The sequence below is a fragment of the Bradyrhizobium sp. Pa8 genome (assembly GCF_052588265.1).
Genome location: NZ_CP176767.1, coordinates 7,702,735 through 7,726,525 on the forward strand (window position 1 = coordinate 7,702,735; position 23,791 = coordinate 7,726,525).

Sequence of the window (23,791 nt, forward strand, 5' to 3'; positions counted from 1 at the left end):
GCTCATGCCTTACGCCGCCGGTCCGATCGCCGCGTCGGCCAGCGCCTTCAGTGTCGGGAAGTGGAAGTCCGGCTTGGTCAGCGTCTCCACCGCCGGCGTGCCGCCGAAACCGGCGATGCCCTGGCGGCGCTCGATCCAGCACACCTTGTAGCCGAGCTTTCGCGCGATCCCGATGTCGTGGTACTGGCTCTGCGCGACGTGCAGGATGTCGGACTGCTTGTAGCCGAAGGCGGACTGGCGTCCCTTGTTGTAGGCGAAGAACTCCGGGTTCGGCTTTGCAACGCCGGTATCGTCGGCGCAGACGGTGTCGTCGAAGGGATTGCCGAGCGCGTGCGCGTAGCAGGAGAGCGCGACGCGATCCGCATTGGTCATCGCCACCAGCCGGAACTTCGTGCGCAGGCGCTGCAGCGCCTCGACCGAATCCGCGAACGGCCCCCAGCGCAGCACCGAGAGCTGGAACACGTCGCAGGACGCATCGTCGGAGGGAAGCCCGAGCTCCTTGGCGAGATGGCGATAGACGTGGAACATCGCCTCGCTCGAGCGCTCATAATGCTTGTCGCGGCCGCGCTTGTAGGGCTCGAAGATCTGCTCGTCGCTGAGCTCGGCCGGCGACTTGCCGGAGATCTTTCGCACCGCGGAAAGCACGCCGGTCTCGAAATCGATCAAGGTGCCGACGACGTCGAAGGTGAGAACCTTGAAATTGCTGAACGAGGCTGCTGACGACATTTTTGGTTTCTTCTCTCGGTTGAACAAGGCTTGAGTTCAGTCCCCCGCCCTGGGGACAACGATGGTGTCCTCGGGGTGAAGGGTCACGGTGAGGCTGCCGCCGAGCGGCGGGATGCGGCTGTAGGCCTGGTGATAGCTCGGCTGGCGCAGGCTGAGCGCGATGCCATCGGTGAGCGCCAGGAAGATGCGGAGACTCTCACCCTGGTAGACGATGTCGGTGACCGTTCCGGTCAGCCGGTTGCAGGCGGCATCCTGCGCGCCGTCGTCGATCAATAGCTTTTCGCTGTGCACAGCGAGCATCAGGGCATCGCCTGAGGGAATGGCGCGGGCGCTGCGCAGCAGCGCATTGCCGAGCGCGACGCTGGAGGCATCGACGCGGCGAACCGGTAGCATCGTCGCTTCGCCGATGAAGCTCGCGACGAAGGAATCGGCCGGATGATCGTGCAGCCGCTCGGGCGCGTCGATCTGGATCAGCCGGCCGTCCTTCATGACGGCGACGCGGTCGCTCATGGTCAGCGCTTCGCGCTGGTCGTGGGTGACGTAGATGATGGTGGCGCCGATGCGCCGGTGCAGCGCGCGCAGCTCGATCTGCATGGATTCGCGGAGCTGCTTGTCGAGCGCGGAGAGCGGTTCGTCCATCAGGATCAGGCGCGGCTCGAAGATCATCGCGCGCGCCAGTGCCACGCGCTGGCGCTGGCCGCCGGAGAGCTGCGCAATGCCGCGCTCTTCATAGCCGGCGAGACCGACCATCGCGAGCGCCGCGCGCACCTTGTCGGGCCAGCTCGCTTTCGGCAGGCGCCGTGCGCGCAGGGGAAAGGCGACGTTCTCGCCGACGCTCATATGCGGGAACAGTGCGTAGTTCTGGAACACCACGCCGATGTCGCGCTTGTGCGGCGGCATCCAGGTGACGTCACGGCCGCCGAACAGGATGGTGCCGCGCGATGGCAGGATGAAGCCGCCGAGAATTCCGAGCAGCGTGGTCTTGCCGGAGCCGGAGGGCCCGAGCAGCGAGACGAATTCGCCGGCGCCGACATTCAGCGAGACGTCGTCGAGAGCGCGAACGGCGCCATACGCCTTGCTCGCGGACCTGATCTCGACGCTTTCCGCTCGTTTGTCCAACGATCGACCTCGCCTCGTTCCCTGCAATGGCGTGCCTCACTGCGCGCCATAAGCCTGCTTTATAGACAGGGATTTTGGGCACTCACGGCGGAAGCGTGCACCGCACCAAATCTTCGTTCGCAGGCCCTGTCTTTAGGCTGTGATGCCAATGACACCAGACTTGGCAAAACTCGGCAATTGCCAAATTCTCACCGCGTCCATAACATGGCGTTATGCCCGAGCTGCGCCGGATGCTGCCCTCCAGTAACGCCCTGTTCGTCTTCGACGCAGCGGCGCGCAATGGCAGTTTCACCGCGGCGGCAGCCGAGCTGAACGTCACGCAGCCGGCGGTGAGCCGGATGCTCGGACAGTTCGAGGAGCATCTCGGCGTCCGCCTGTTCGATCGCACCGCAGGGCGCGCGGTGCTCACCGAGGAAGGCGAGCTGCTTTATCGCCGCGTGCTCGAAGGCTTTCGCAGCATCGAGACCGGGCTCGTCGAGATCGAGCGGCGCCGCAAGGGCACCGAGACGGTGACGCTGTCGGTCTCCTCCGCCTTCACCACGCATTGGCTGATGCCGCGCATCGACAAGCTTCAGAAGCAGTTTCCCGAGGTCGATCTGCGCTTCCAGCTCATCTCCGGCGCGCTGCGCGGACCGGTGGAGAATGTCGATCTCGGCATGCGCTTTCGTGACCGCGACGAGCCGTCATCCGGCGGCACGCTGGTGATGAAGGAAGTCATGCTGCCGATGTGCAGCCCCGGCTATCTCGGCGAGACCGATCCCGCCGAAGGCAACACCATCATTCGCCTCGCCGAGACGCCGGGCGATTGGGCGGCGGATTACGCCTCGCTTCTGACCGGCCGCCGCGGGGCGGCCAAGGCGCTGAGCTTCACCGACTATGCCGTCGTGATGCAGGCCGCCCTGCTCGGCCAGGGCATCGCGCTCGGCTGGCTGACGGTGGCCTCGCACTGGCTCCTGACCGGCGCGCTGGTGCCGGCCTCCGATACGCTCACCACCACGCGGCGCATCTGCGAATTCCTGCCGCCGCGCAACCGGCCGATGCGCCCCATCGCCGCCGAAATCCGCGACTGGATCATCGCGCAGATGAAAAGCGAGATCGCCGCGATCGACCGGCTCTATCCGAAACTCGGCGCGATGGCTGCCTGCTATTGAGGCCGAATGATCACGGCGCGCTACCCGGGCCGGAAGCGAAGATTGGCGCGCGATAGCTGGCTGATCGACGTGCATCCCATCAGCTTCATATCGCGCACGAGCTCGGCCCGCAGCAGGCCGAGGGCTCGTTCGACGCCGGGCCGGCCGGCGGCGGCGAGCGGATAGAGATAGTATCGTCCAAGCCCGACCGCCTTGGCCCCGAGCGACAGCGCTTTCAGGATATGGGTTCCGCGTTGGATGCCACCGTCCATCATCACGTCGATGCGGTCGCCCACGGCATCGACGATTTCGGCGAGTTGATCGAAAGCCGAGCGGGAGCCGTCGAGCTGGCGGCCGCCATGATTGGAAAGGACGATCCCGGCACAGCCGATATCGACCGCGCGGCGCGCGTCTTCCACCGACATGATCCCCTTCAGGCAGAACGGGCCGTTCCAGGTCCGCACCATCTCCGCGACATCGTCCCAATTCATCGCGGGATCCAGCATTTCCGTGAAGTAGCGGCCGATCGACATGGCGCCGCCGCTCATGTCGACGTGCTCCTCCAGTTGCGGGAGCCTGAATTTCTCGTGGCTGACATACTGGATACCCCACATCGGCTTGATCGCGAACTGCAGCATGCCCGCAGGCGTCAGGCGGAAGGGAATGCTGAAGCCGGTACGCAGATCGCGCTCGCGATTTCCCCCGGTGATGCTGTCGACCGTCAGCATCATCACCTCGACGCCCGCGTCCTTGGCGCGCTGCATCATGGCGCGGTTGAGACCGCGGTCCCGGTGGAAATAGAATTGATAGACCTGCGGCGTGTCGTGGGCCTTGCGCAATTCCTCGAGCGACACCGTGCCCAGCGAGGAGACGCCGAACATGGTGCCGTAGCTCGCCGCAGCAGCGGCGACGGCACGCTCGCCTTCATGATGAAACAGGCGCTGCAAGGCGGTCGGCGAGCAGTAGAACGGCAGCGCGAGCTTCTGGCCCATGATAGTGACCGAGAGATCGACGTCCTGCACGCCACGCAGCACGTTGGGCAGAAGGTCGCAATGCTCGAAGCTCGCGCTGTTGCGGCGATGGGTGGTCTCATCGTCGGCCGCGCCATCGATGTAGTCGAAGATCGGACCGGGCAGTCGGCGGCGCGCCAGTCGCCGGAAATCGTGGAAGTTATGACACTGTGTCAGGCGCATTTCTCAACTCCGCTCACGGCATGCTCTGCGCGTCGATCATCTTGCCATCGCGCCGCGATGCTGTCTGCGGCCGCCATCGCGGCGATTTCTCGCCTGATGGCGCCGCCGGTCTCCTATCGATGCTCGATCGCCCTGATCGCGCCGCGGAGCTCGGCGAGGCCGCGCAGGCGGCCGATCGCGGTGTAGCCGGGATTGGTGCGCTTGGTGGCGGCGAGATCGTCGAGCATACGATGGCCGTGGTCGGGACGGAACACGATTCTCTTGTCGGGCGAACGCCGTGCGTTCTCCTTCAACAGCGCCTTCAGCACCGCGACCATGTCGACGTCGCCATCGAGATGATCGGACTCGTAGAAGGACAGGCCGTCGGCCTCGCGCTTGGTCGCACGCAGATGGGCGAAGGCGATGCGCGGGCCGAAGCGCTCGGCCATCGCGGGTAGATCGTTCCCGGCGCGCACGCCAAGCGAGCCGGTGCACAGGCAGATGCCGTTCGCCTTGGACGGCACCGCATCGAACAGCGCCTGGTAGTCGTCGGCGGTCGAAGCAATGCGCGGCAGGCCGAACAGCGGGCGCGGCGGATCGTCGGGATGCAGCGTCAGGGAGATGCCGAGTTGCTCGGCGACCGGCGTGACGCGACCCAGGAACTCGGCGAGATGCTGCCGCAGGATTTTTGGCGTGATGTCGCGATAGGTCTCCAGCCGGTCGCGGAATTGCGGGATCGTCATCGGCTCGGTGGTCGAGCCCGGCAGCGCGCTGGCGATGACCATGACGAGGTAGTCGATATCGGCCTGGCTCATCTGGTCGAACAGCTTTTTGGCGCGCGCCTGCTGCTCGGGCGAATACTCCTGCACGGCGGCGGGACGCTTCAGGATATGCAGCTCGAACGCGGCAAAGCGGTCCTGGTCGAAGCGCATGGCGCGGGCGCCGTTCGGCAGCTCCCACTCCAGATCGGTGCGGCACCAGTCCACCACCGGCATGAAATTGTAGCAGATGATCTTGATGCCGGCCGCGGCCACCGCTTCGAGACTCGCGATCCACGCCTCGATCGAGGCCGTCGCCTTAGCCCCGAGCCGCTTGACGTCGTCGGGGATCGGAATCGACTCCACCACCGACCAGGTCAGTTGCGAGCGGCCGGGCTGGCCGTGCTCGATGAAGTTCTTGCGCTCCTCGACCGCCTTGCGTGTCCAGGCTTCGCCGATCGGCACCTGGTGCAGCGCCGAGACGATATCCGTCGCCCCGGCCTGCCTGACATCGTCCAAAGACACCGGATCATCCGGACCGTACCAGCGCCATCCCTCGAGCATCATGTGATCACTCCAATCAGTTCGCGGTCAGCACGACCTTGACGCTCTGCGAGCGGTCGAGCGCCAGCCGCAGTGCGTCCGGCGCGGTCGACAGCGGCCGCTCGGCGGTGACCAGCGCCAGCACGTCGACGCTGCCGGCGCCAATCAGTTCCACCGCGGTCATGAACTCGAAGCCGAAGCGGAACGAGCCGCGCAGGTCGATCTCCTTGGCCATCACCGCATTCGACGGCGTCGGGATCTGCCCGCCCGGCAGATTGCCGATCTGCACCACAATGCCGCCGCGCCTGACGATGCCGATCGCGCTGGCAAGGCCCGCGGCCGTGCCCGAGACCTCGAACGCGACATCATAGGGTCGCGATGCGGCCTGTGCCTTCAGTCCTTCCTCGCCGGCCGAGACGTTCTCGACATGCGAAGCGCCGAGCCGGGTCGCAAAGGCCAGCGGCGCCGGCGCGATGTCCGCCACCGTGATGTCGGCCATGCCGGCGCGGTGTGCGGCGAGCATGGTCAAAAGCCCAATCGGGCCGGCACCGAAGATGATGCCTCGCTTGCCCTCGATGTTGCCGGCGCGGGCCACCGCATGCAGGCAAACCGCGAGCGGCTCGGCCAGCGCTGCGGCCTGATAGGACACGTGATCGGGAATCTTCACGCATTGCGCGGGGATCGCGTCGAAATAGTTGGCGAAACCGCCCTGCATGTGCGGCGTCTTCGAGGCCGAACCCATGAAGTAGATGTTCTCGCAGAGATTCGGCCGCCCCTCGCGGCAGGCGACGCAATGGCCGCACCAGCGCGACGGATTGACGGCGACACGGTCGCCTACCTTCAGGTTCGCTGCGGAACCTGCGATCTCCACGACCTCGCCGGAGATCTCGTGGCCGAGCACGAGTGGCGACTTCACGACGAAATCGCCGGTCCGGGCATGACGAAAATAGTGCATGTCGGAGCCGCAGATGCCGCCCGCACCGAAGCGGATGCGCACCATGCCATCAGCGAGCCTGTCGAGCGGATGCTCGATCATGCGCAGATCTTCGGGGCCGAACAGGGTTGCGGCGAGAGCGGTGGAGGTCATTTGGAGAGTCCCATGTATTTAGGCAGCCAGAGGGTCAGTTCGGGAATGTATGTGATCGCGATCAGCGCGACCATCAACGGCACCAGCCAGGGCAGGATCGCGACCGTCGTGCGCTCGACCGAGAGCTTGGCCACGCGGGCGAGCACGAACAGCACCATGCCGAGCGGTGGATGCAACAGGCCGATCATCAGGTTCAGCGTCATGATCAGGCCGAAATGGATCGGATCGATTCCGAGCTTGAGCACGATCGGCAGCAGGATCGGCACCAGGATGGTGATCGCCGCCGTGGTGTCGATGAAGCAGCCGACGAACAGGATCAGGACGTTGGCGAGCGCCAGGAACACCCATTTGTTGTGGGTGATGCTGAGCATCCAGTCCGAGAGCATTTGAGCTGCCTGCGACACCGTCAGCAGCCAGGCAAAGATCGAGGCCGCCGTGACGATGAACAGCACCGAGGCCGTGGTCTCGATGGTGTCGAAGGTCGCCTTCGCCACGGTCTTCAATGTCATCGTGCGGTAGCGGACGAGGCCGCGGAACAGCGACCAGATCACGGCTGCGACCGCGGCCTCCGTCGGAGTGAACCAGCCGAGCGTCATGCCGCCGATCAGGATCACCGGCGCCATCAGCGCCATCACCGCCGAGAAGTCGAAGTACCAGTCGATCGCGAGCAGCGTGCCGAGGCCGATGACAACGGCCATGTTGGTGGACATGCCGGCCAGCACCATCAGCCAGATCGCGAGCGGGAAAGCGAGCACGATGGCGATTTCGAGGCCGGCCGAGCCGAGTTGCGGCCAGGAGAACGGCGTATCGCTACCCCATTTGTTCTTGTATGCGAAATAGGTGACCGTTGCCATCATCAGCAGCGTCATGAAGATGCCGGGGATGACGCCGCCGAGGAACAGCGCCCCGATCGAAACGTTCGCCATCATGCCGTAGATCACGAAGGGCAGCGACGGCGGGATGATCGGCCCGAGCGTCGCCGAGGCCGCGGTGACGCCGACCGAGAACTCGGTCGAATAGCCGTGGTCCTTCATCGCCTTGATCTCGATGGTGCCGAGCCCGGCGGCATCCGCGATCGCGGTGCCGGACATGCCGGAGAAGATCACCGAGCCGATGATGTTGACGTGGCCAAGGCCGCCGCGCATCCAGCCGACCAGGGCGACCGCGAATTTGTAGATGCGGCCGGTGACGCCGGCGATGTTCATGAGATTGCCGGCCAGGATGAAGAACGGCACCGCGAGCAGCGGAAAGCTCTCGACGCCGGCGATCATGCGCTGCGCCAGCGTGACATCAGGCGTCACGCCGCTGACCAGGATGTAGAGCAGCGACGACGCGGCCATGGCAATCGCCACGGGAACGCCGAGCAGCATCAGGATGAGGAAGCCTCCAAGCAACAGCAGCATAACGTTACCCCTCAAAACCGTCGTAGGCGCCGGGACGTTCGAGGATCGAATAGCCCTGTCGCAAATGTTGGATGGCCACCTGCACCGAGCGCAGGAACATCAGCACGAAGCCCGCGAGCACGGCGTAATAGACGTAGTCCTTCGGCAGATTGATCGTGGTCATCGATTCATCGCCGATGATCTGGATGTAGACCCAGACGAGCTTGATGGCGTAGCCGAAGAAAGCGATCCGGATCAGGTCGATCGCCGTGGACAGCGCGCGCGCCACGACGTGCGGCAGATAGCGGTAGATCAGGTCGACCTGGATGTGCCGTGAAAGCCGTACGCACATCGAGGAGCCGATGAAGACCACGCCGATCAGGCAGTAGGTCGCGATCTCCTCGGTCCAGGCATAGCTGTCGTTGAGGACGTAACGGGTGAAGAACTGGAGGAAGACGGCAAGCGCCATCACCCAGAAGATCACCAGCGCCACCCAGTCCTCGAAAGCGTAGACGCCGAGATCGACCTTCGGCACCGCCTCTTCCTCGAAGGTGTGGGCGATCTCGTCCCCGGTGATCTGCCGGTGCACTTCGACGGTGGACATGGGGTTACTCCTCAAAACCGGTCACGTCGTTCCGGGATGGTGCGTTAGCACCAGACCCGGAACCTTGAGATTCTCAGGCGCGCAATTGCGCACCATAGTTCGGCTCTTCGAGCCGCCGCGGAATGACGACTACGTCGTCATTTCACCGCCTGAATGCGTTCCCAGTCGGCCTTGCGATAACCAAGGGTCTCGAACGGAACGTTCTTCAGCACGATGTCGCGGAACTCGTTCTTGTCGACCTCGGTCACGGTCAGACCCTTCTCCTTGAAGAAGGAAACCAGCTTGGCCTCGTTCTGCTTGATCTCCGCGGTCGCTTTCGCAGCGGCCTCCTGCGCGACGTCGGTGAAGATCTTCTTGTCTTCGTCGCTGAGCTTCTTCCAGAGCGCGCCCGCCACCACCGTGTTGAGGTGGTCGACGATGTGGCCGGTCAGCACGATGTGCTTCTGCACTTCGTAGAACTTCTTGGCCTCGATCGTGGTCAGCGGATTCTCCTGCGCCTCGACGGTGCCGTTCTGGAGCGCGAGATAGACTTCGGCGAACGCGATCGGCGCAGTGTTGGCGCCGCAGGCGCGCGGCATCGCCAGATAGGCCGGAACGTCGGGCACGCGCATCTTCAGGCCCTTGAGGTCGGCGCAGGACTTGATCGGCTTGTTCGACGAGGTCTGGCGCACGCCGTAATAGGTTACCGCGACGATGTGGTGGCCACTCTTGTCCTCATAGCCCTTGGCGAGCTCCTTGAAGATGTCACTCTTGGTGTAGGCAAGGAGATGGTCGGCGTCGCGGAAGGTGTAGGGATAGTAGGTCACGCCGATCGGCGGGAAGCTCTTGGCCGCGAAGCTCGAGCCGGAGATGATGATGTCGACCGAGCCGAGCGAGAGGCCCTGGTTGATGTCGGCTTCCTTGCCGAGCTGCGACGCCGGATAAACGTCGACGGTATAGCGCCCGTTGGTGCGCTTGCCGATCTCCTGCGCGGCCCATACCGAAGCGGTGTGGAACGGCTCCGAGGTCTCGTAGACATGGGCCCATTTGAGCTTGGTCTGCGCCATGCCGGGATTGGTCGCCGCGAACATTGCCGCGACCGAAGTCGCCAGCACCATCGTCATCTTCTTCAACACTGACTTATCCTCCACTGACTAAAGTCTGCTTCTTGTTCGCCCGCCCCAAAACCGGGACGAGCCGCCCAATCTCATCGTCGCCGCACGCTGCCGCTTTTGGCCGGCGTCTTCGCGCGTTTTGGCTTTTCCGGTTTCGCCGGCGTGCGCGCGACCCGGCCTCGCTCCGCGGGCGATCCCGCGGCGGTCTCGGCACCAAAGTTCTGCGCAAAGCGCTCCTGCGAGCGCGCCAGATGCTTGCGCATGGCCTCGCGCGCGGCGTCCGGATCATGCGCCGCAATCGCGTCACGCACGGCGCGATGCTCGTCGAGCGCAGTGCGCCAGGTGCCCGGGCTCTCGAAGTAATGCGCAAGCTGCGCGAAATAGGGATTGAGGCGCTGGTCGAACAGCTCGCCGACCACGCGCACCAGCACGGCATTGCCGAGACTGCCGGCGATCGCGACGTGAAAGGCACGGTCGTGCACCATCGAGGCCTCGCCGGGATGCTCGACATTCTCCATCGCGACAAGCGACGCATCGATGCGGGCGATATCGTCCTTGGTCGCCACGCGCGCGGCCTGCTCGGCGATCGCGCTTTCCAGGAATTCGCGGGCGCGCAAGAGCTCGAACGGACCTTCGATGACGGCGGCCGCCGGCGTGGGCGTGGCCTCCGCGGGCTCGCTCACATAGATGCCTGAGCCGACGCGGATGCGGACGCGGCCCTCGACCTCGAGTGCGATCAGGGCTTCGCGCACCGTCGGCCGCGAGATCCTGAGCTGCTCGGCGAGTTCGCGCTCGGTCGGCAAGCGGCTGCCGACCGCGTACTCGCCGCTGTCGATCAGGTTTCGCAATTGATCGGCGACCTGGCGGTAAAGCCGTCTCGCCTCCACAGCTTCCAGCGGCACGCTGGCCTCCCCGAAAGGGTCTCGCCGGGAAGCATCGCGTCCCGGCGGCCCGCCAATTTTTGGAAAATTGGTCTTACCAATTGACCGAAGCATTGACCGAGGACGGGTGCCATGTCAAGCAGCGGCCAAACACAGGGAGAGACGACCATGCGCCATAATTCAACGCGTCTTGGCCGCGCCAATCTCGACCGGCTGCCGCCCGCCGTCCGCCGCCCCGCCTATGACCGTTCGCGCGTTACGCCCGGCATCGTGCATCTCGGCCTGGGCGCATTTCATCGCGCGCACCAAGCCGTTGTCATCGACGACTGCCTTGCCGCAGGCGGCTCATCCTGGGGCATCGTCGGCGCGAGCCTGCGCAGCCCGGACACGCGCAACGCCCTCGCCCCGCAGGATCATCTCTACACTGTCGCCGTACGTGCCGCCGGAGGCACCGAGCACCGCGTCATCGGCGCGCTGCTCGACAGTGTCGTCGCGCGCGAGAAGCCGGCAGCACTGGTCGAGCGGATGACCGATCCCGCCATTCGCATCGTCTCGCTGACGGTCACCGAAAAGGGCTATTGCCACACGCCGCAGACCGGCGATCTCGACGAGCGGCATCCGGATGTCGTGCACGATCTGAACAATCTTGACGCGCCGCGCTCGGCGGCCGGCTTCATCGTCGCCGCACTGGCGCGTCGGCGCGCACAGGGGCTAGCACCCTTCACCGTGCTCTGCTGCGACAACCTCGCCGCCAACGGCCACACCGTGCAGCGGATCGTGACGCAGTTCGCCGCGCTCCGCTCGAAGGACCTCGGCAAGTGGATCGCCGATGCGGCCACCTTCCCGTCGACCATGGTCGACCGCATTGTACCGGAGACGACGGACGCCGACCGGGATGCGGTCTCGAACGCGCTCGGCATGCGCGACGCCTGGCCTGTGATGACCGAGCCGTTCACGCAATGGGTGGTCGAGGACCGCTTCACGGCGGGGCGGCCCGATTTCGCCGCCGCCGGTGTCGAGCTCGTCACCGACGTCAAGCCGTTCGAGCTGATGAAGCTGCGGCTGCTCAACGCCAGCCATTCGGCGCTGGCCTATCTCGGATATCTCGCGGGCTACGAGACCATCGCCGACACCATGCTGGATCCGCATTTTGCCCGTCTCGCCGCGCAGGTGATGGAAGAGGCCGCGGTGACGCTGACGATGCCGGCTGGCACCGATCTCGCCGCCTATCGCGCCTCGCTGCTCAAGCGCTTCGCCAATCCGGCGCTGCATCACCGTACCTGGCAGATCGCGATGGACGGCTCGCAAAAGCTTCCGCAGCGCCTGCTCGGCGCGATGCAGGATCGCCTGCGCAAAGACCTGCCGATCGCGACGCATGCGCTCGCGGTGGCCGGCTGGATGCGTTACGTCACCGCACGCGACGAGCAGGGCCGCGCCATCGACGTTCGCGATCCGCTCGCCGCCGAGCTCGCCGCGCTGGCGCGCGAGGCGGGTCCCGTCGCCGAACGGCTCGCGCCCGCATTGCTCGGGGTCGAGAAAGTGTTCGGACCGCTGGGCACTGAGCCGCGCCTGCGCGAGGCCGTGACCACGGCGCTCGGCCGTCTCTATAAGGATGGTGCGCGGCGAGCGGTGGAGACACTTGTCTCGGCGTGACCACAAAGCAGGCAATGCTGCACTGCGGTCCAAATCGAACGCAAAGTCGGACGGAAGTCGCGCTTGATTTTTGCCTGCCATTGCCCCACCCGAGAGGCATGGCAAAGGACAATAAGGTCATCGCCGCGAACGCGGCCTTCTACGCCGCCTTTTCAACGGGCGACTTCGACGAAATGGAGCGGATGTGGGCGGATGACGACGCCATTTCCTGCATCCATCCCGGTTGGCCGGCCATCATCGGCCGGGCCACGGTGATCGGCAGCTGGCGCGACATCCTGCAAAATCCGGAGCGGCCGCAAATCGTTTGCGCCGAACCGCAGGCGATCGTCGACGGCGACAGCGCGCGCGTGCTCTGCATCGAGATCGTCGACGGCACCGCTTTGGCCGCGGCCAACCATTTTCGGCGCGTCGGCGACGGCTGGCGGCTGGTGCACCATCAGTCGAGCCCAATCGCGCAGATTGTCGAGCAGGCTGAGGACGATAGAACGAGCCACCGCGTCCACTGACCGCCGCGGGCCGGCGGACGCTTTCTACAGTGCATGGGGTTGTTTTTCAGTTTTTTGTTTTGAGCCCCCGAGTTCCGACAAATCGTCGAGCACGACCTGCGCCGCACTGAAATCATCGTCCCGAAAGAACATGCTTCTGGTGATGAGCACCGGAATGTTCGCCCGCGAGGCCGCGATCAGACCGTTGCGGGAATCCTCGATCGCGACGCAGTCGGCTGCGCCCAGCCTCAGCCGCGCCAGGGTTTCCAGATAGACATCCGGCGCCGGCTTCTTGTGGCGGACATCGTCGCCGGCGACGACCGCATCAAAATCCGCCGCCCAGCGCGTTCCCAGCGCCTGCGACAGCAACGCATCGATATTGCCGTGCGAGGTGGTGGTCGCGATCGCGAGCCGCTGGCCGCGGGCCTTCGCGGCAGTGAGCAGGTCCGCCACGCCGGGCCTTAAGGGACAGCAGCCGGTTTCGATCAGCTCGGCGTAATGCGCGGTCTTGATGCGGTGAAGGGCTGCGATATCGGCATCCGGCAATGGTGGCGCGACCTGCAGCCTCGCGTGAAAGGCGCGCATGCGCTCCTTGCCGCCCGTGACACGCAGCAGCTCCTTGTAGACGTCCCGGTCCCACTGCCAGTCGAGACAGTGGCGAACGAAGGCATGGTTGAAGGCCTGCCGATGCAGCTCCTCGGTTTCGGCCAGCGTACCGTCGACATCGAAGATCAGCGCGGCGGCGCGCCCGATCAACTCCCCGGCACCGCATAGCACTGCAGCCGGCGCTTCTGCCTGCATGACCGACGCCTCCCTCCTGACAAGCGAGCATCGCCTGCCCTGGCCGGCGAGTAAAATTGCAATATCTTTTGCCGGACCCAAAAATCCCTTATGAGCTAACGGCGCGCAGCTCGCGCGAGCGGGAACTCCAGCACGGCAGACGCATGCGGCTCTTCATCCTCGGCCTCGGCTACAGTGCCCGGCACTTCGTCCGCCAATTCGGCGGCACCTTCTCGCATATCGCCGGCACCGTGCGTGATCCCGGCAAGCGAAACGACCTTGCCGGCATCGAGGTGCATGCCTTTTCCGGAAGCAGTCCGACCCGCGAGGTGATCGAGCGAGTCCGCGACGCCGATGTCCTTCTCATATCGATCCCGCCCGGCAGCGCTGGTGACCCCGCAGTTACGGCCTTTGGCGACGCGCTCGCGGGCCGGCGGCGGAAGATCGTCTATCTCTCCACCATCGGCGTCTATGGCGATCACGCAGGCCGCTGGGTGGACGAGAGCACGCCGCCGCAGGCCACGCTCGACCGCACGCGAACGCGCGTTGCGGCGGAGCAAGCCTGGACCGCCGCGGCGCGCGGCGATGTCGCGATCCTGCGGCTTGCGGGCATCTACGGTCCCGGCCGCAACGCGCTGATGACCTTGCGGGCGGGGATGGCCCGGCGCATCGTCAAGCCGGGACAGGTCTTCAACCGAATCCACGCCGACGACATCGCGAGCGCGATCATGGCCGCGGTGAAGCATGGTGACGGCGGCACCTGGAACGTCTGCGACGACGAGCCGGCGCCGCCGCAGGATGTGATCGCTTATGCGGCGAAGCTGATGGACCTTGCGCCACCTCCCGAAGAGCCGTTCGAGACCGCCGAGATGTCGGCGATGGCCCGCAGCTTCTATGCCAGCAGTGCCCGGGTCTCCAACGCGAAACTGAAGCAAGAACTCGGTGTCACGCTTGCCCATCCGACTTATCGGCATGGCCTGGATGCGTTGTGGCGCGCGGGGCAAGGACGATAGGTTTCGGTTATCTCCGACGCGTCCCAGACATGCCCCGCCCGCGGTTGACTTCGCTCTGGCGCAGCCGTGATCTAGCCGCTCGGCGAGCCACCGCAGAACGAGCTCGCCTTGGGAGGATGCAATGAACAAGACGATCGCCATGATCGCGGCGGCGGCTGCCGTCATCACGTTCGGTGCGGCGCGCGCCGCACCACTGCCCGAAGCCAACCCTGATGACGCCGGTTTCTCGAAGCAGGGTCTCGCGCGGCTCGACAGCTTCTTCGCGCGCGAGATCGCCGCCAAGCGCGTCCCCGGCGCCGTCGTTGCGGTGGCGCGGGACGGCAAGCTCGTGCACTACAAGGCCTACGGCATGCTCGATCCCGACAAGGGCACGCCGATGCCGGTCGACGCGATCTTCGCGCTGGCCTCGATGACGAAGCCGATGGCGGCGGTCGCGGGCCTGACGCTGATGGAGCAGGGACGGCTGCCGCTCCAGGCCAAGCTGTCCGATTACTATCCCGGCTTCGCCGACATGAAGGTCGGCACGACCGAGGCCAACGGCTCGCTCAAGCTCGAACCGCAGGCGTCCCCGATCTTCATCCACGATCTCTACCGGCATACGTCCGGATTGATGTATGGCGGCCGCCCCGACTCATCGAGCCCGGTGGCGCGGCAATACCCCGATGGCGTCGCCCCGGCGGTGGAAGGCGACACTGAGGCCTTCATCGACCGCATCACAAAACTGCCGCTGGCGCATCAGCCCTCGACCGAGTTCGAATACGGCTTCTCGATCGACGCGCTCGGCGCCGTCGTCGAGAAGGTCAGCGAGCAGAGGCTCGGCGACTATCTCGCCGCCAATGTGTGGCAGCCGCTCGGCATGAAGGACGCGACCTTCCACCCGACCGACGCACAGCGCCCTCGCCTCGCCCGCCCGTTCGCCAACGATCCGCTGACCGGCAAGCCGCAAGCCATCAAGCTGCTCGACACCCCGACCAAGTTCGACTGCGGCGGCGCCTGCTCGTTCGCGACGATGGGCGATTACATTCGCTTCGGCCAGATGCTGGTCAACGGCGGCGAGCTCGACGGCCAGCGCATTCTTTCCCCGAAGACCGTGCATCACATGACGACCAACCACCTCGGTCCCGAGATCAAGAACAATGTGGCGAACATCGAGCCGCATCGCGCCGGCTTCGGCTTTGGTCTCGCGGTCGCGGTCCGGACCAGCGAGGGGCTGTCGTCGGTTCCCGGCAATCCCGGCGAGTTCAGCTGGAACGGCGCCTACGGGACGCAGTTCTTCTGCGATCCCAAGGAGCGTCTCGTCGTGGTGGTGGGAACGGCGGCGCCGGGCGAGCTCAGGAAATACTATCGCGAGCAGGTGCAGGACATCGTCTATGGCGCGATGGTGAAGTGAGACCGGCGCGCTGGAACAGAAAAGGGCGGCCGCTCAGGCCGCCCTATTCGAATCTGGCGTCAGCTCAACACGCCGTACGTCTTGAACCAGGCCTGGGCCTGCTTCCAGGCATCTTCCGCCGCATCCTTGCGATAGCTGCCGCGATAGTCGGCATGGAAGCCGTGCGGCGCCTGCGGATAGATCTTGAATTCGGCGATCTTCTTGTCCTGCTCGAGCGCGACCTTGAACTGCTCGACCTGGGCCACGGGAATGCCGGTATCGGCGCCGCCATAGAGGCCGAGCACGGGCGCCTTCATGTCGGGGGCGAGCTGAAGCGGGCTCTTCGGCCACACCGGATTGGCGGGATCGACCGGCGCACCATAGAACGCGACACCAGCCTTGAGGGTGCCACTGTAGGCGGCGTATTCCCAGACATTGCGGCCACCCCGGCAGAAGCCGATGATGCCGAGCTTCGTGGTGTCGCCACCTTGCGATCCCGCCCACGCCACCGTCGCATCGAGATCGGACAGCAGCTCGGCGTCCGGCTTGGCATTGACGACCGGCAGCAGATCCTTGATGTCGGTGACCTTGGTGAGGTCGACACCCTTGCGGAAGTAATAGTCGGGCGCGACCGCGAATGCGCCGAGCTTGGCGAGGCGCCGTGTCACGTCCTTGATGTATTCGTGCAGGCCGAAAATCTCCATCGCGACGATGATCACCGGCGCCTTGGTGTTGCCGGCCGGGCGCGCGAAATAGGCAGGCATCTTTTCGGACCCGACCTTGATCCTGGCGTCGCCAGCCTGGAGGCCGCCGGTATCTGTCGTGATGATTTCGGCACGGACCGGACCGGCCGCAAGCGTGTAACCGGCAGCGACGGCCGCGGTGGCGCTCATGAATCCGCGGCGCGAGACCGGGGCGACTTTCGTCAGCCCGACGACGTCGGATGTCATGGTGGTTTCGAAGCTCATCGGTCGATCCTTCCTGACGCTTGGCCCTGATTCCTCAGGCGGCGCATTCGCCGATAAATGCCGGCGAAACGCAAATCACCAGCCTGCGAGCATGTCCGCGTTCAGGCCATGCCCTGACGTCTTTTCACCGGCGCCGTCTCGGGCATCAGGCTCATTGCGACAAGTCCGACGATCGCCGCAAGCAGGAGGTACCAGGCCGGTGCCAGCGGATTGCCGGTGACGTGAAGGAGCCAGGTGACCACGAGCTGCGCCGTACCTCCGAAGCTCGCGATCGCCACCGCGTAGACGGTCGCGAACACGCCTCCACGGATGTTCTGGGGCAGCGCTTCGATGAAGGTCGCATAGAACGCGGTGAACGGCAGCGAGCCGATGATCGATAGCACGCCGAAGCCGATCAGGAGCGACAGCGCACCCGGTGCATGGACGATCCACAGGAAGGTCGGATAGGTGAGCAGGAGGGTTGCGAGCTGCGGCCAGATCATGATCGGCTTGCGGCCGAGACGATCGGCGAGCCATCCGCCGACCAGTGCGCCGACGAACTGAATGCCGTTGCTGACGAGCGACACGGCGAAAGCCAGTGTCGACGACACGTGCAGGGTATTCTGCGCATAGGTCGTCATGTATTGCGTGACATAGGTCGAGATCGTGCCGCTGGCCAGGATCATCAAGGCCAGCGCGATGACGCCGAGGTGACGCCGGGCTTCCGAGAGGTGACCCGTGCGCTCTTTCGCTGCAAGACCGGCATCGGCATGCGGAATCGTCTCGGGCAGTGTCCGCCGCATCCAGAGCCCGAACGGCAGGCAGACGGCCCCGATCAGAAACGCCACCCGCCAGCCGTAGGAGTCCAGCATCTCCGGCGCCATGGTCGTGCTCAGGATGACGCCGACCAGCGCGCCGGCGGTCGCCGCGATCTCCTGGCTCGCCGGCTGCCATGCCACGACCAGCGCCCGATGCTCGGGCGGGGCAATCTCGAGGAGATAGGCGGTGGTCGGTCCGACCTCGCCGCCGAGGGCGAAGCCCTGCGCCATGCGCGCCGCAATCACGATGATGGGCGCGGCAACGCCGATCATGCGATAGGACGGCGTGAGCGCGATGGTCAGGATCGCAGCTCCCATCAATGCAAAGCTCAGCAGCATGGCGGGCCGCCGGCCGATCCGGTCGGAATAGATGCCGAGCACGATCCCGCCGATCGGCCGCGTCACGAAGCCGGCCCCGAACGTCGCCAGCGACAGCATCAGGCTGCCATACTCGCTTCCGGTCGGGAAGAAGGTATGGCCGATCTGGATGGCGAAGAAGCTGTAGGTAATGAAGTCGTAGAATTCGAGCATGTTGCCGATGGTGGCTGCGAATGCTGCTCGTTTGACGTTGAACGGCGCCGCTTGCTCAATTCCCAACGACACTTCGACTTCCCTGGATTCGCTCGTTTGCCGGACTTAACCGTCTGGCTGCATTGCGTCGCAACATCCATTAACCGAAAGAGACGGTTCTCTCCCGGCCAGCCACATCGCCAGGCCTTGCTGGTGATGCGCCTGTTCGCGCATTCGAAACCCCAGGCCGCAACAAATGGGCCCCGCAGTGGCGACTATGACACATCATGTTGCTCAGACGTCGCACATCACCGTCAATTCGCGTGCAAGCTGTCGTGATTTGACTGAAATTTTCAGAAGAGTTGAGCCGTGCGATTTACTCGAACTTTCTGTGTGACGCTCTAGTTCCACGGCCGGAAGTTCCATCTGCACGACGGAGACAACTTCCAAGGCGCGGTCTCTCCATCCGGCAACGGACGAAGATTCGCCCGAGAACTTCATTCTCGTCCACCCAGATTGCGCTACCAAAGGCTCAATTGAATAAAGCTTGTCCCACCTGGAACTGAAATGATTTTGGCTCGCGAAGCGATTGAATTGTTGGGACAGATGGCCCGCATCCTGTGGTTCGAAGGCACCAAGCATGGCTTACGCGACCGCGAATGGATGGCCCTGCGCTTTCTCTCCCGCGCCAACCGTTTCTCGCGGACGCCCTCGGCGCTCGCGAGCTACGTCGGCACCACGCGCGGCACCGCCTCTTTCATTATCGGCGAGCTCGAGCGGCTCGGATATCTGGAACGAAAGCGCTCCGCGACGGACAAGCGTTCGGTGACGCTGAGCGTGACGCAGCAGGGCAAGAAGTTCCTGGTGCGCGACCCCGTCAGCGTTCTCCTCGAGCCGATCGCCGTCCTCGACGACGAGGCCAAGATCCGCTTTCGCGACACGCTCCGGCACGTGCTCGATCAGGCGGACGCGGCCGAGCAGCGGCACCATACCGACGTCTGCAAGCGATGCATCTTCCTGCGCGAGGATCGCACCGCCACGGACGGCAAGCCCGGCGCCGCCGAGTTCAGCTGCCGGCTGTTTCGCGCACCGATCGCCGAGGCAGAGATCGATCTGCTATGCACCAGCTTCGAGCATCATCGCCAATAGGAGGCGGCCCTCGATCACGGCGTCGCCTTGCGTGACGAGTAGATGACGCCGCCGCTGGACTCCACCACCAGACGGCCGTTCTCGTTCTTGATCTCTTCGATGCGGCCAAGCCCGGGTACCTGCTGTCCAAGCACGGCCTCGATGACGCCGTTCGGACCTTGCAGGATCGCAATTCCCTCATAGGCTTGGCGGACCGACCAGCCCTTGACCACCTTGCGCGGCGCCGACGGAGGAACCGAACCCGTGATCTCGGGCGCGGCAACCGAGGCCATCATCGGCATCGTCTGCGAGGGCGGCTGCGAGGCAACGGCCGCCGGTGCCGGCGCCTGGGCCTGAGCCTGGGCGAGCTTGTCCAGCTTCACCGTCGAGGACGAGCTCACCCGCTCGATACGGTCCAGATTCTCGGCGAACCTGCCGAAGCGATCGTTGGTTGCCTTGCTCGACTGATCGACCGCGGTGCGCAGGCCGTCGAGATTTTCGGACACGCCCGACACCTGCTTGCGCAGCAGCGCGACAGTCTCGCGCAGATTCCTGATCTCCGTATTGGCGGCAACGTTGCTTTGGGCGGGCTGCATGGTGAGATAGGCGATCACGCCGGTGCAGGCGCAGACCACCAGGATCGCAGCGACCGCCAATGTTGCGAGCGGCGCGACCCATGTCGGACGCGGCGGCGGCGGCTTGGCCACGATCACGGCCGGCTTCATCACGGTCGGCGCAGGCTTCGGTATCGCCATCTTGTCGAGGCGCGCCTTGGCGCGAATGCGCTTCAGCCCCTCGAGCGCCTCTTTCGCCAGGGTTTCGTCGTTCGCCGCAGCCGACACACGCTTCGCGCTTGCAGCGGGCTTGGCCGTCTGTGTCGTGTTTGTATCGCGCGCATCCGGAGCCGGCTTCGCCGCGGCGGAAACATCAGCGGTCGCGTTGGGACGAGCTTGTCCATCGGACAACATGTGAAAATGCTCCGTTCGGTTCGATCTATCGAACGTTGAAGTTATTTGCCGAAGCTTGCCTGAAACGTGCGCAGCGAAAACTTTTCATCGCGCCCGATGCGACGTCGCATGAGTCAAAAGCGTCATGGACGTGGCGAGAGTGCGACTCGAAAGACACACACTCGCCAAGATTTCGCCAAGCTGGAGTCGCCGCGCCATACATGAGTCGAATTGTCGCATGGGGAAACACCAGCAGGAGAGTCAATCCCGGGTTGAAAACCCCCTTATGCGCACGACCCGCAGCACTGCACAAAACAGCTGTGATTACGCGGGGATGCGGAACTTTAGAAACGCTACGGTGCAAAACTAGTTCGATTATCAAATCAACTGATGCGGTCGCACATACAAAGAAACAACCAGAAACAAATCAACAGCATCAAACACGCATAGCAACCGCTTTGTTGCGCGCGCTTGATCGGAAATCGGCAATTGTTACGGTCCTACTCAAGTGATTCTCGCCAGTTGGCGAGGAGGTCGACAGAGTTCAGGTGCGTTCGAACGCGATAAGCAAGTTGGCGCAACTGTTCTAGGTCTGTCTCAATCCGCTCCGCGGGGTGATCCGTAAGACACCCGCCGAGCCTCACGCAGTAAGCGTTCAGTATCGAGTCGAAGTAGCAGGCCTGCACACGCAGGCACTGAATGCGTAGGGCTGCCCGCGAATATCGAAACCATAATAACGGTTCGCGGGATGGAAATATCGTCAAACAGCATGGTTGCCGAGCCGGGCATCACAACAACCATCCGGCCGCAACAAGTGCGAAACAGGGGCGAAAGACTAATGTATATTATCGTTGACGATCGCGAGAGCGTCACCAACAGCTACGTTGGAGGGCTCGTTCGCGAAGGTGTATCGTCGATCGGCTTCTCCTCCGGAGAATTCTGGGACTGGCTGCAATCTGCGAGTGAACCGGATCTGGCGGCGGTCGACGCCTTTCTCCTCGGGGACTGCGATGCCCGCGGAAGCCTGCCGCGGGCGATGCGCAAGCGTTCCTCGGCGCCCATCATCGCCATGAGCGGCCAGAAGATGCTCAAGAACACGCTTGAGCTGTTCGAATCGGGCGTCGACGACGTCGTCCACGTGCCGATTCACCTGCGCGAGATCCTCGCCCGAACGGCCGCAATCGCGCGCCGCCGGGTGGGCGAGCTACCGAGGCCCTGCGAGACCAGGATCCAGGTCTTCTTCAACGGACGTGACCCCGAGATCGCGGGCCACGCTCTCACCCTGCCCCGCCGCGAGCTGCGCATTCTCGAGTATATGGTCAGCAACCACGGCAAGTGGATCACCAAGACGCAGATCTTCAACGCGGTCTACGGCATCTTCGAGTCGACCTTCGACGAGAGCGTGATCGAGAGCCACGTCAGCAAGCTGCGCAAGAAACTCCGCGACCGCCTCGGCTTCGACGCGATCGTGGCCCGGCGCTACGTCGGATACCGCCTCAACATCCCGGCCGGCGAGACCATCGACGGGCCGATGCAGGAACTCGACGAGGTTGGCATCCTCCTGAACAGGGCACATGCCGCCCCGGCGGCGTACCCGGCCGGAAACTGACGCGGCAGGGCACCGCCACGAAAACGACAACGGCCTCTGCGGAGTACCCTTCGCAGAGGCCGTTGCACTTTCAGCGGCGGGGATGGCGGAACAGCGGCCTCGCGATGCCGGCGCTGCGACAGCTATGGCTTCTGCTGGAATTCTTCCTTCGAAACATAGTTGAAGTCCTCGACCAGGACGTCCTGGACGACGTCGGCCTGCATCCGCTCGTTGACGCGCTGCTTGATGGCCGTCGTGAGGATGGAAAGGTCGTAACGGGCGAGCTTCCTGAAATCGAGGCGGTCGTCGGCATAAATCCTGCGGAAAGCCTCGTCGACGACGAACGGCTCCGGCGGGACGTTGAGCTGGTGCATGGTCCGCGCCTCAACGGTGTAGACGAAGCGCGCCACGATGTAGCCCTGCACGCTGCCGCCTTCGACCATTGGCACGCTCAGCGCCCGCGTCTTCTGGTATTGAAGGCCGTCGAGATATTCGTCCTTCGCCGGCAGCAGGCTGCCGTTTTCCTTCAAATAGGCCACGGCATAGCTCGTGCCCGCGGTGAGGATGCATACCCAGAGCCCGGCCAGCACGAGTCTGATCATTTTCCGTCCTGTGCTGTGCGGCCGGTATAGGTGCCGTCCGACTCGGCTTCCTTGATCGCCTTGACGATGATGGCCGCGACCTCGCGCACCGCATCGTAATGCATTTCGAGGATGGAACGGTTTCGCTCGAGCTTCTCGCGCAACCGCTGGATCTCCTCGGTGATCTCGACCTCGTTGCCGAGGTGCATCCGTGCCCGCATCAAGCGGACGAATTCGAGCATGCTCCGGCTCTTTCGGGCACTGAAGTCGTCGAAATCGATCTTCTTGCCCGTCGCGAGCGCGACCGTCTCCTCTTCGACGATGTTCTCGAGCCGGCGGATCGCAGACAGCAGGCCACTCACCTCGTCCGATCTCGCCGCGTCGGTGCCGTCGTTCACCACGTCACCGCCGAGATTCGGCAGCAGCGCGGGCAAAAACGCATCGCCTGCTGCCGCTTCCAGCGTCATCGCCTCGGCGTCCACGACCGGCTGCTCCACCACCAGGACCGCCGCACCTTCTTGTGCTTGCATAGGAAATTCACCCCTCAACTTCTGTCACCCATTCCCGGATCATGATCCGGTCTTTTCCGTAACGCCGGGCCCCGTCGGATGCGCAGCGGCGAGTTGCTTGGCAATGCCAATGCCCTTGCCCTTTGCCAGCTGAGCACCAAGCTGCTCCGCCAGCATCGACTTCCAGACGCCGCCAGCCGTGCCCTTGCCGAAGACCTCTTCCGATTCCTTCGGCAGCATCGTCTCGACGAAGGTCTGGAGAATGAACGCCTCGAACTTCCGGTACACCTCGCCGGATGCGGGCGCCTTGATCACCCGCACCGGCGGCCCGTTCACCGCACCCGACTGCTGCGCTTCAGCAGCCTGCGCCGCGGATTGATCGGCAGTCGCCGCCTTGGCCTTGCCGGCCTCCGCGTCCATCGTGGCGGCGAAATCGGCGTCCGACGATTTGAGTGCATCGAGCTTCGCGGTCGCCGCCCGCTGCGTCACGGGGTCGGCGGCATCGAGGACATCGAGAACGAGGTCGGGCGTCGCTGTCACGATCATGTCTTGTTCCGGCTGGCTGGCCGTGGCGTCCAGTCGCGCACGGCGGGGCTTATTCCCGTCATCTCTTCGAGCGAACGTGCCTCCGCGTCGCGAAGCTTGTCTGCGAGCGCGGCCTTCGCGACCTGCTCGAGCTGTTTCACACGGCGGGTCTCCGCGCGGACCTGGTCGAGCTGCTGCGACGCCTGCGCCTGGACCGCGCGCGCACCGGCGCTCGTCCTGTTGAGGCGCCGCGCGATTGAATCGCTCGACGACCCCGCCGGCGGCTTGCCCTCGCTGAGAGTTCCTACCAGCCATTCCTGCTCGTCCTGCAAGCTGCGCTCCTGCTGCCGCAGATGCGCGAGCTGCCATTCGGACAGCCGGAGCTGAAGCTTCACGAGCGAGACCATCCGGCAGAGCTTGTCCGCGCGCGACGTCATGACCA

Annotated in this window: 24 protein-coding genes; 7 read left to right on the top strand and 17 right to left on the bottom strand. The window is 64.5% G+C overall.

Annotation, left to right across the window (positions count from 1 at the left end):
- Window positions 1–9: 9 nt before the first annotated feature.
- Window positions 10–726, bottom strand: a complete 717-nt coding sequence (locus ACKWRH_RS36525) for an HAD family hydrolase (protein WP_445217489.1) — start codon at window positions 724–726, stop codon at window positions 10–12.
- A gap of 36 nt (window positions 727–762) precedes the next feature.
- Window positions 763–1,845 carry an ABC transporter ATP-binding protein gene (locus ACKWRH_RS36530; RefSeq protein ID WP_445217490.1) on the bottom strand — a complete coding sequence of 361 codons (1,083 nt, stop codon included), beginning with the start codon at window positions 1,843–1,845 and terminating at the stop codon, window positions 763–765.
- A gap of 212 nt (window positions 1,846–2,057) precedes the next feature.
- Between ACKWRH_RS36530 and ACKWRH_RS36535 the strand changes: the two genes are divergently transcribed.
- The gene (locus ACKWRH_RS36535; protein WP_445217491.1) at window positions 2,058–2,996 is read left to right on the top strand and encodes a LysR family transcriptional regulator; all 939 of its coding nucleotides are present in this window, start codon (window positions 2,058–2,060) and stop codon (window positions 2,994–2,996) included.
- Window positions 2,997–3,016: 20 nt separating this feature from the next.
- On the opposite strand, the gene ACKWRH_RS36540 is transcribed toward ACKWRH_RS36535, so the two are convergent.
- From ACKWRH_RS36540 to ACKWRH_RS36570, 7 genes are all read right to left on the bottom strand, one after another.
- Window positions 3,017–4,168, bottom strand: coding sequence for an alpha-hydroxy acid oxidase (locus tag ACKWRH_RS36540; protein ID WP_038956970.1), 1,152 nt, complete (start codon window positions 4,166–4,168; stop codon window positions 3,017–3,019).
- 113 nt (window positions 4,169–4,281) lie between these two features.
- Complete coding sequence (gene uxuA, locus ACKWRH_RS36545) at window positions 4,282–5,472, bottom strand: mannonate dehydratase (RefSeq protein WP_445217492.1); 1,191 nt, start codon at window positions 5,470–5,472, stop codon at window positions 4,282–4,284.
- Between the two features lie 13 nt (window positions 5,473–5,485).
- A complete protein-coding gene (locus ACKWRH_RS36550) occupies window positions 5,486–6,535 on the bottom strand; it encodes an L-idonate 5-dehydrogenase (RefSeq protein ID WP_445217493.1) in 1,050 nt (349 codons plus the stop codon).
- Window positions 6,532–7,938 (bottom strand): TRAP transporter large permease, encoded by a 1,407-nt coding sequence (locus ACKWRH_RS36555; RefSeq protein WP_445217494.1) that lies wholly within the window; start codon window positions 7,936–7,938, stop codon window positions 6,532–6,534. The genes ACKWRH_RS36550 and ACKWRH_RS36555 overlap by 4 nt, the downstream gene beginning before the upstream one ends.
- Window positions 7,939–7,942: 4 nt before the next feature.
- On the bottom strand, window positions 7,943–8,521 hold the full coding sequence (locus ACKWRH_RS36560) for a TRAP transporter small permease (protein WP_445217495.1): 579 nt from the start codon (window positions 8,519–8,521) through the stop codon (window positions 7,943–7,945).
- A gap of 137 nt (window positions 8,522–8,658) precedes the next feature.
- Window positions 8,659–9,618 carry a sialic acid TRAP transporter substrate-binding protein SiaP gene (locus tag ACKWRH_RS36565; RefSeq protein ID WP_445222540.1) on the bottom strand — a complete coding sequence of 320 codons (960 nt, stop codon included), beginning with the start codon at window positions 9,616–9,618 and terminating at the stop codon, window positions 8,659–8,661.
- Window positions 9,619–9,707: 89 nt separating this feature from the next.
- Window positions 9,708–10,517 carry a FadR/GntR family transcriptional regulator gene (locus ACKWRH_RS36570; protein ID WP_445217496.1) on the bottom strand — a complete coding sequence of 270 codons (810 nt, stop codon included), beginning with the start codon at window positions 10,515–10,517 and terminating at the stop codon, window positions 9,708–9,710.
- 147 nt (window positions 10,518–10,664) lie between these two features.
- On the opposite strand from ACKWRH_RS36570, the gene ACKWRH_RS36575 reads away from it, so the two are divergent.
- Together ACKWRH_RS36575 and ACKWRH_RS36580 are read left to right on the top strand one after the other, a co-directional pair.
- Window positions 10,665–12,149 carry a mannitol dehydrogenase family protein gene (locus tag ACKWRH_RS36575; protein WP_445217497.1) on the top strand — a complete coding sequence of 495 codons (1,485 nt, stop codon included), beginning with the start codon at window positions 10,665–10,667 and terminating at the stop codon, window positions 12,147–12,149.
- Between the two features lie 98 nt (window positions 12,150–12,247).
- Window positions 12,248–12,655, top strand: a complete 408-nt coding sequence (locus ACKWRH_RS36580) for a nuclear transport factor 2 family protein (RefSeq protein WP_014492699.1) — start codon at window positions 12,248–12,250, stop codon at window positions 12,653–12,655.
- Window positions 12,656–12,679: 24 nt separating this feature from the next.
- Here the strand turns inward: ACKWRH_RS36580 and ACKWRH_RS36585 are convergent, their stop codons facing one another.
- A complete protein-coding gene (locus ACKWRH_RS36585; RefSeq protein ID WP_445217498.1) occupies window positions 12,680–13,435 on the bottom strand; it encodes an HAD family hydrolase in 756 nt (251 codons plus the stop codon).
- A gap of 143 nt (window positions 13,436–13,578) precedes the next feature.
- Between ACKWRH_RS36585 and ACKWRH_RS36590 the strand changes: the two genes are divergently transcribed.
- Window positions 13,579–14,427, top strand: coding sequence for an NAD-dependent epimerase/dehydratase family protein (locus ACKWRH_RS36590; protein WP_445217499.1), 849 nt, complete (start codon window positions 13,579–13,581; stop codon window positions 14,425–14,427).
- Window positions 14,428–14,548: 121 nt separating this feature from the next.
- Window positions 14,549–15,817, top strand: coding sequence for a serine hydrolase domain-containing protein (locus ACKWRH_RS36595; RefSeq protein WP_445217500.1), 1,269 nt, complete (start codon window positions 14,549–14,551; stop codon window positions 15,815–15,817).
- Between the two features lie 59 nt (window positions 15,818–15,876).
- Here ACKWRH_RS36595 and ACKWRH_RS36600 read toward each other — a convergent pair whose 3' ends face one another.
- Together ACKWRH_RS36600 and ACKWRH_RS36605 are read right to left on the bottom strand one after the other, a co-directional pair.
- Window positions 15,877–16,764 carry a dienelactone hydrolase family protein gene (locus ACKWRH_RS36600; protein WP_445217501.1) on the bottom strand — a complete coding sequence of 296 codons (888 nt, stop codon included), beginning with the start codon at window positions 16,762–16,764 and terminating at the stop codon, window positions 15,877–15,879.
- 101 nt (window positions 16,765–16,865) lie between these two features.
- Window positions 16,866–18,092, bottom strand: coding sequence for an MFS transporter (locus tag ACKWRH_RS36605; protein ID WP_445222541.1), 1,227 nt, complete (start codon window positions 18,090–18,092; stop codon window positions 16,866–16,868).
- A gap of 546 nt (window positions 18,093–18,638) precedes the next feature.
- Between ACKWRH_RS36605 and ACKWRH_RS36610 the strand changes: the two genes are divergently transcribed.
- A complete protein-coding gene (locus ACKWRH_RS36610) occupies window positions 18,639–19,220 on the top strand; it encodes a MarR family winged helix-turn-helix transcriptional regulator (protein WP_445217502.1) in 582 nt (193 codons plus the stop codon).
- A 14-nt stretch (window positions 19,221–19,234) separates the two neighbouring features.
- On the opposite strand, the gene ACKWRH_RS36615 is transcribed toward ACKWRH_RS36610, so the two are convergent.
- The gene (locus ACKWRH_RS36615) at window positions 19,235–20,167 is read right to left on the bottom strand and encodes a hypothetical protein (RefSeq protein ID WP_445217503.1); all 933 of its coding nucleotides are present in this window, start codon (window positions 20,165–20,167) and stop codon (window positions 19,235–19,237) included.
- A gap of 817 nt (window positions 20,168–20,984) precedes the next feature.
- On the opposite strand from ACKWRH_RS36615, the gene ACKWRH_RS36620 reads away from it, so the two are divergent.
- A complete protein-coding gene (locus ACKWRH_RS36620; protein ID WP_445222542.1) occupies window positions 20,985–21,755 on the top strand; it encodes a response regulator transcription factor in 771 nt (256 codons plus the stop codon).
- Window positions 21,756–21,877: 122 nt separating this feature from the next.
- Here the strand turns inward: ACKWRH_RS36620 and ACKWRH_RS36625 are convergent, their stop codons facing one another.
- From ACKWRH_RS36625 to ACKWRH_RS36640, 4 genes are read right to left on the bottom strand one after another with little or no spacing between them, the layout of a single operon-like run.
- Window positions 21,878–22,336: a hypothetical protein gene (locus ACKWRH_RS36625; protein WP_445217504.1), complete on the bottom strand. Its 459-nt coding sequence runs from the start codon at window positions 22,334–22,336 to the stop codon at window positions 21,878–21,880.
- A complete protein-coding gene (locus ACKWRH_RS36630; protein WP_445217505.1) occupies window positions 22,333–22,845 on the bottom strand; it encodes a flagellar biosynthesis protein FlgN in 513 nt (170 codons plus the stop codon). The genes ACKWRH_RS36625 and ACKWRH_RS36630 overlap by 4 nt, the downstream gene beginning before the upstream one ends.
- Window positions 22,846–22,884: 39 nt before the next feature.
- Window positions 22,885–23,370, bottom strand: a complete 486-nt coding sequence (locus ACKWRH_RS36635; protein WP_445217506.1) for a rod-binding protein — start codon at window positions 23,368–23,370, stop codon at window positions 22,885–22,887.
- Window positions 23,367–23,786 (bottom strand): hypothetical protein, encoded by a 420-nt coding sequence (locus ACKWRH_RS36640; RefSeq protein ID WP_445217507.1) that lies wholly within the window; start codon window positions 23,784–23,786, stop codon window positions 23,367–23,369. The genes ACKWRH_RS36635 and ACKWRH_RS36640 overlap by 4 nt, the downstream gene beginning before the upstream one ends.
- Window positions 23,787–23,791: the final 5 nt, after the last annotated feature.

What these genes read in the sequence shown, in the direction of transcription:
- ACKWRH_RS36525 (WP_445217489.1), bottom strand. Translation starts at nt 726, where the DNA reads ATGTCGTCAGCAGCCTCGTTCAGCAATTTCAAGGTTCTCACCTTCGAC.
- ACKWRH_RS36535 (WP_445217491.1), top strand. Translation starts at nt 2,058, where the DNA reads ATGCCCGAGCTGCGCCGGATGCTGCCCTCCAGTAACGCCCTGTTCGTC.
- ACKWRH_RS36540 (WP_038956970.1), bottom strand. Translation starts at nt 4,168, where the DNA reads ATGCGCCTGACACAGTGTCATAACTTCCACGATTTCCGGCGACTGGCG.
- uxuA (WP_445217492.1), bottom strand. Translation starts at nt 5,472, where the DNA reads ATGATGCTCGAGGGATGGCGCTGGTACGGTCCGGATGATCCGGTGTCT.
- ACKWRH_RS36550 (WP_445217493.1), bottom strand. Translation starts at nt 6,535, where the DNA reads ATGACCTCCACCGCTCTCGCCGCAACCCTGTTCGGCCCCGAAGATCTG.
- ACKWRH_RS36555 (WP_445217494.1), bottom strand. Translation starts at nt 7,938, where the DNA reads ATGCTGCTGTTGCTTGGAGGCTTCCTCATCCTGATGCTGCTCGGCGTT.
- ACKWRH_RS36560 (WP_445217495.1), bottom strand. Translation starts at nt 8,521, where the DNA reads ATGTCCACCGTCGAAGTGCACCGGCAGATCACCGGGGACGAGATCGCC.
- ACKWRH_RS36565 (WP_445222540.1), bottom strand. Translation starts at nt 9,618, where the DNA reads ATGGTGCTGGCGACTTCGGTCGCGGCAATGTTCGCGGCGACCAATCCC.
- ACKWRH_RS36575 (WP_445217497.1), top strand. Translation starts at nt 10,665, where the DNA reads ATGCGCCATAATTCAACGCGTCTTGGCCGCGCCAATCTCGACCGGCTG.
- ACKWRH_RS36580 (WP_014492699.1), top strand. Translation starts at nt 12,248, where the DNA reads ATGGCAAAGGACAATAAGGTCATCGCCGCGAACGCGGCCTTCTACGCC.
- ACKWRH_RS36585 (WP_445217498.1), bottom strand. Translation starts at nt 13,435, where the DNA reads ATGCAGGCAGAAGCGCCGGCTGCAGTGCTATGCGGTGCCGGGGAGTTG.
- ACKWRH_RS36590 (WP_445217499.1), top strand. Translation starts at nt 13,579, where the DNA reads ATGCGGCTCTTCATCCTCGGCCTCGGCTACAGTGCCCGGCACTTCGTC.
- ACKWRH_RS36595 (WP_445217500.1), top strand. Translation starts at nt 14,549, where the DNA reads ATGAACAAGACGATCGCCATGATCGCGGCGGCGGCTGCCGTCATCACG.
- ACKWRH_RS36600 (WP_445217501.1), bottom strand. Translation starts at nt 16,764, where the DNA reads ATGAGCTTCGAAACCACCATGACATCCGACGTCGTCGGGCTGACGAAA.
- ACKWRH_RS36605 (WP_445222541.1), bottom strand. Translation starts at nt 18,092, where the DNA reads ATGCTCGAATTCTACGACTTCATTACCTACAGCTTCTTCGCCATCCAG.
- ACKWRH_RS36610 (WP_445217502.1), top strand. Translation starts at nt 18,639, where the DNA reads ATGATTTTGGCTCGCGAAGCGATTGAATTGTTGGGACAGATGGCCCGC.
- ACKWRH_RS36615 (WP_445217503.1), bottom strand. Translation starts at nt 20,167, where the DNA reads ATGTTGTCCGATGGACAAGCTCGTCCCAACGCGACCGCTGATGTTTCC.
- ACKWRH_RS36620 (WP_445222542.1), top strand. Translation starts at nt 20,985, where the DNA reads ATGTATATTATCGTTGACGATCGCGAGAGCGTCACCAACAGCTACGTT.
- ACKWRH_RS36625 (WP_445217504.1), bottom strand. Translation starts at nt 22,336, where the DNA reads ATGATCAGACTCGTGCTGGCCGGGCTCTGGGTATGCATCCTCACCGCG.
- ACKWRH_RS36630 (WP_445217505.1), bottom strand. Translation starts at nt 22,845, where the DNA reads ATGCAAGCACAAGAAGGTGCGGCGGTCCTGGTGGTGGAGCAGCCGGTC.
- ACKWRH_RS36635 (WP_445217506.1), bottom strand. Translation starts at nt 23,370, where the DNA reads ATGATCGTGACAGCGACGCCCGACCTCGTTCTCGATGTCCTCGATGCC.
- ACKWRH_RS36640 (WP_445217507.1), bottom strand. Translation starts at nt 23,786, where the DNA reads ATGACGTCGCGCGCGGACAAGCTCTGCCGGATGGTCTCGCTCGTGAAG.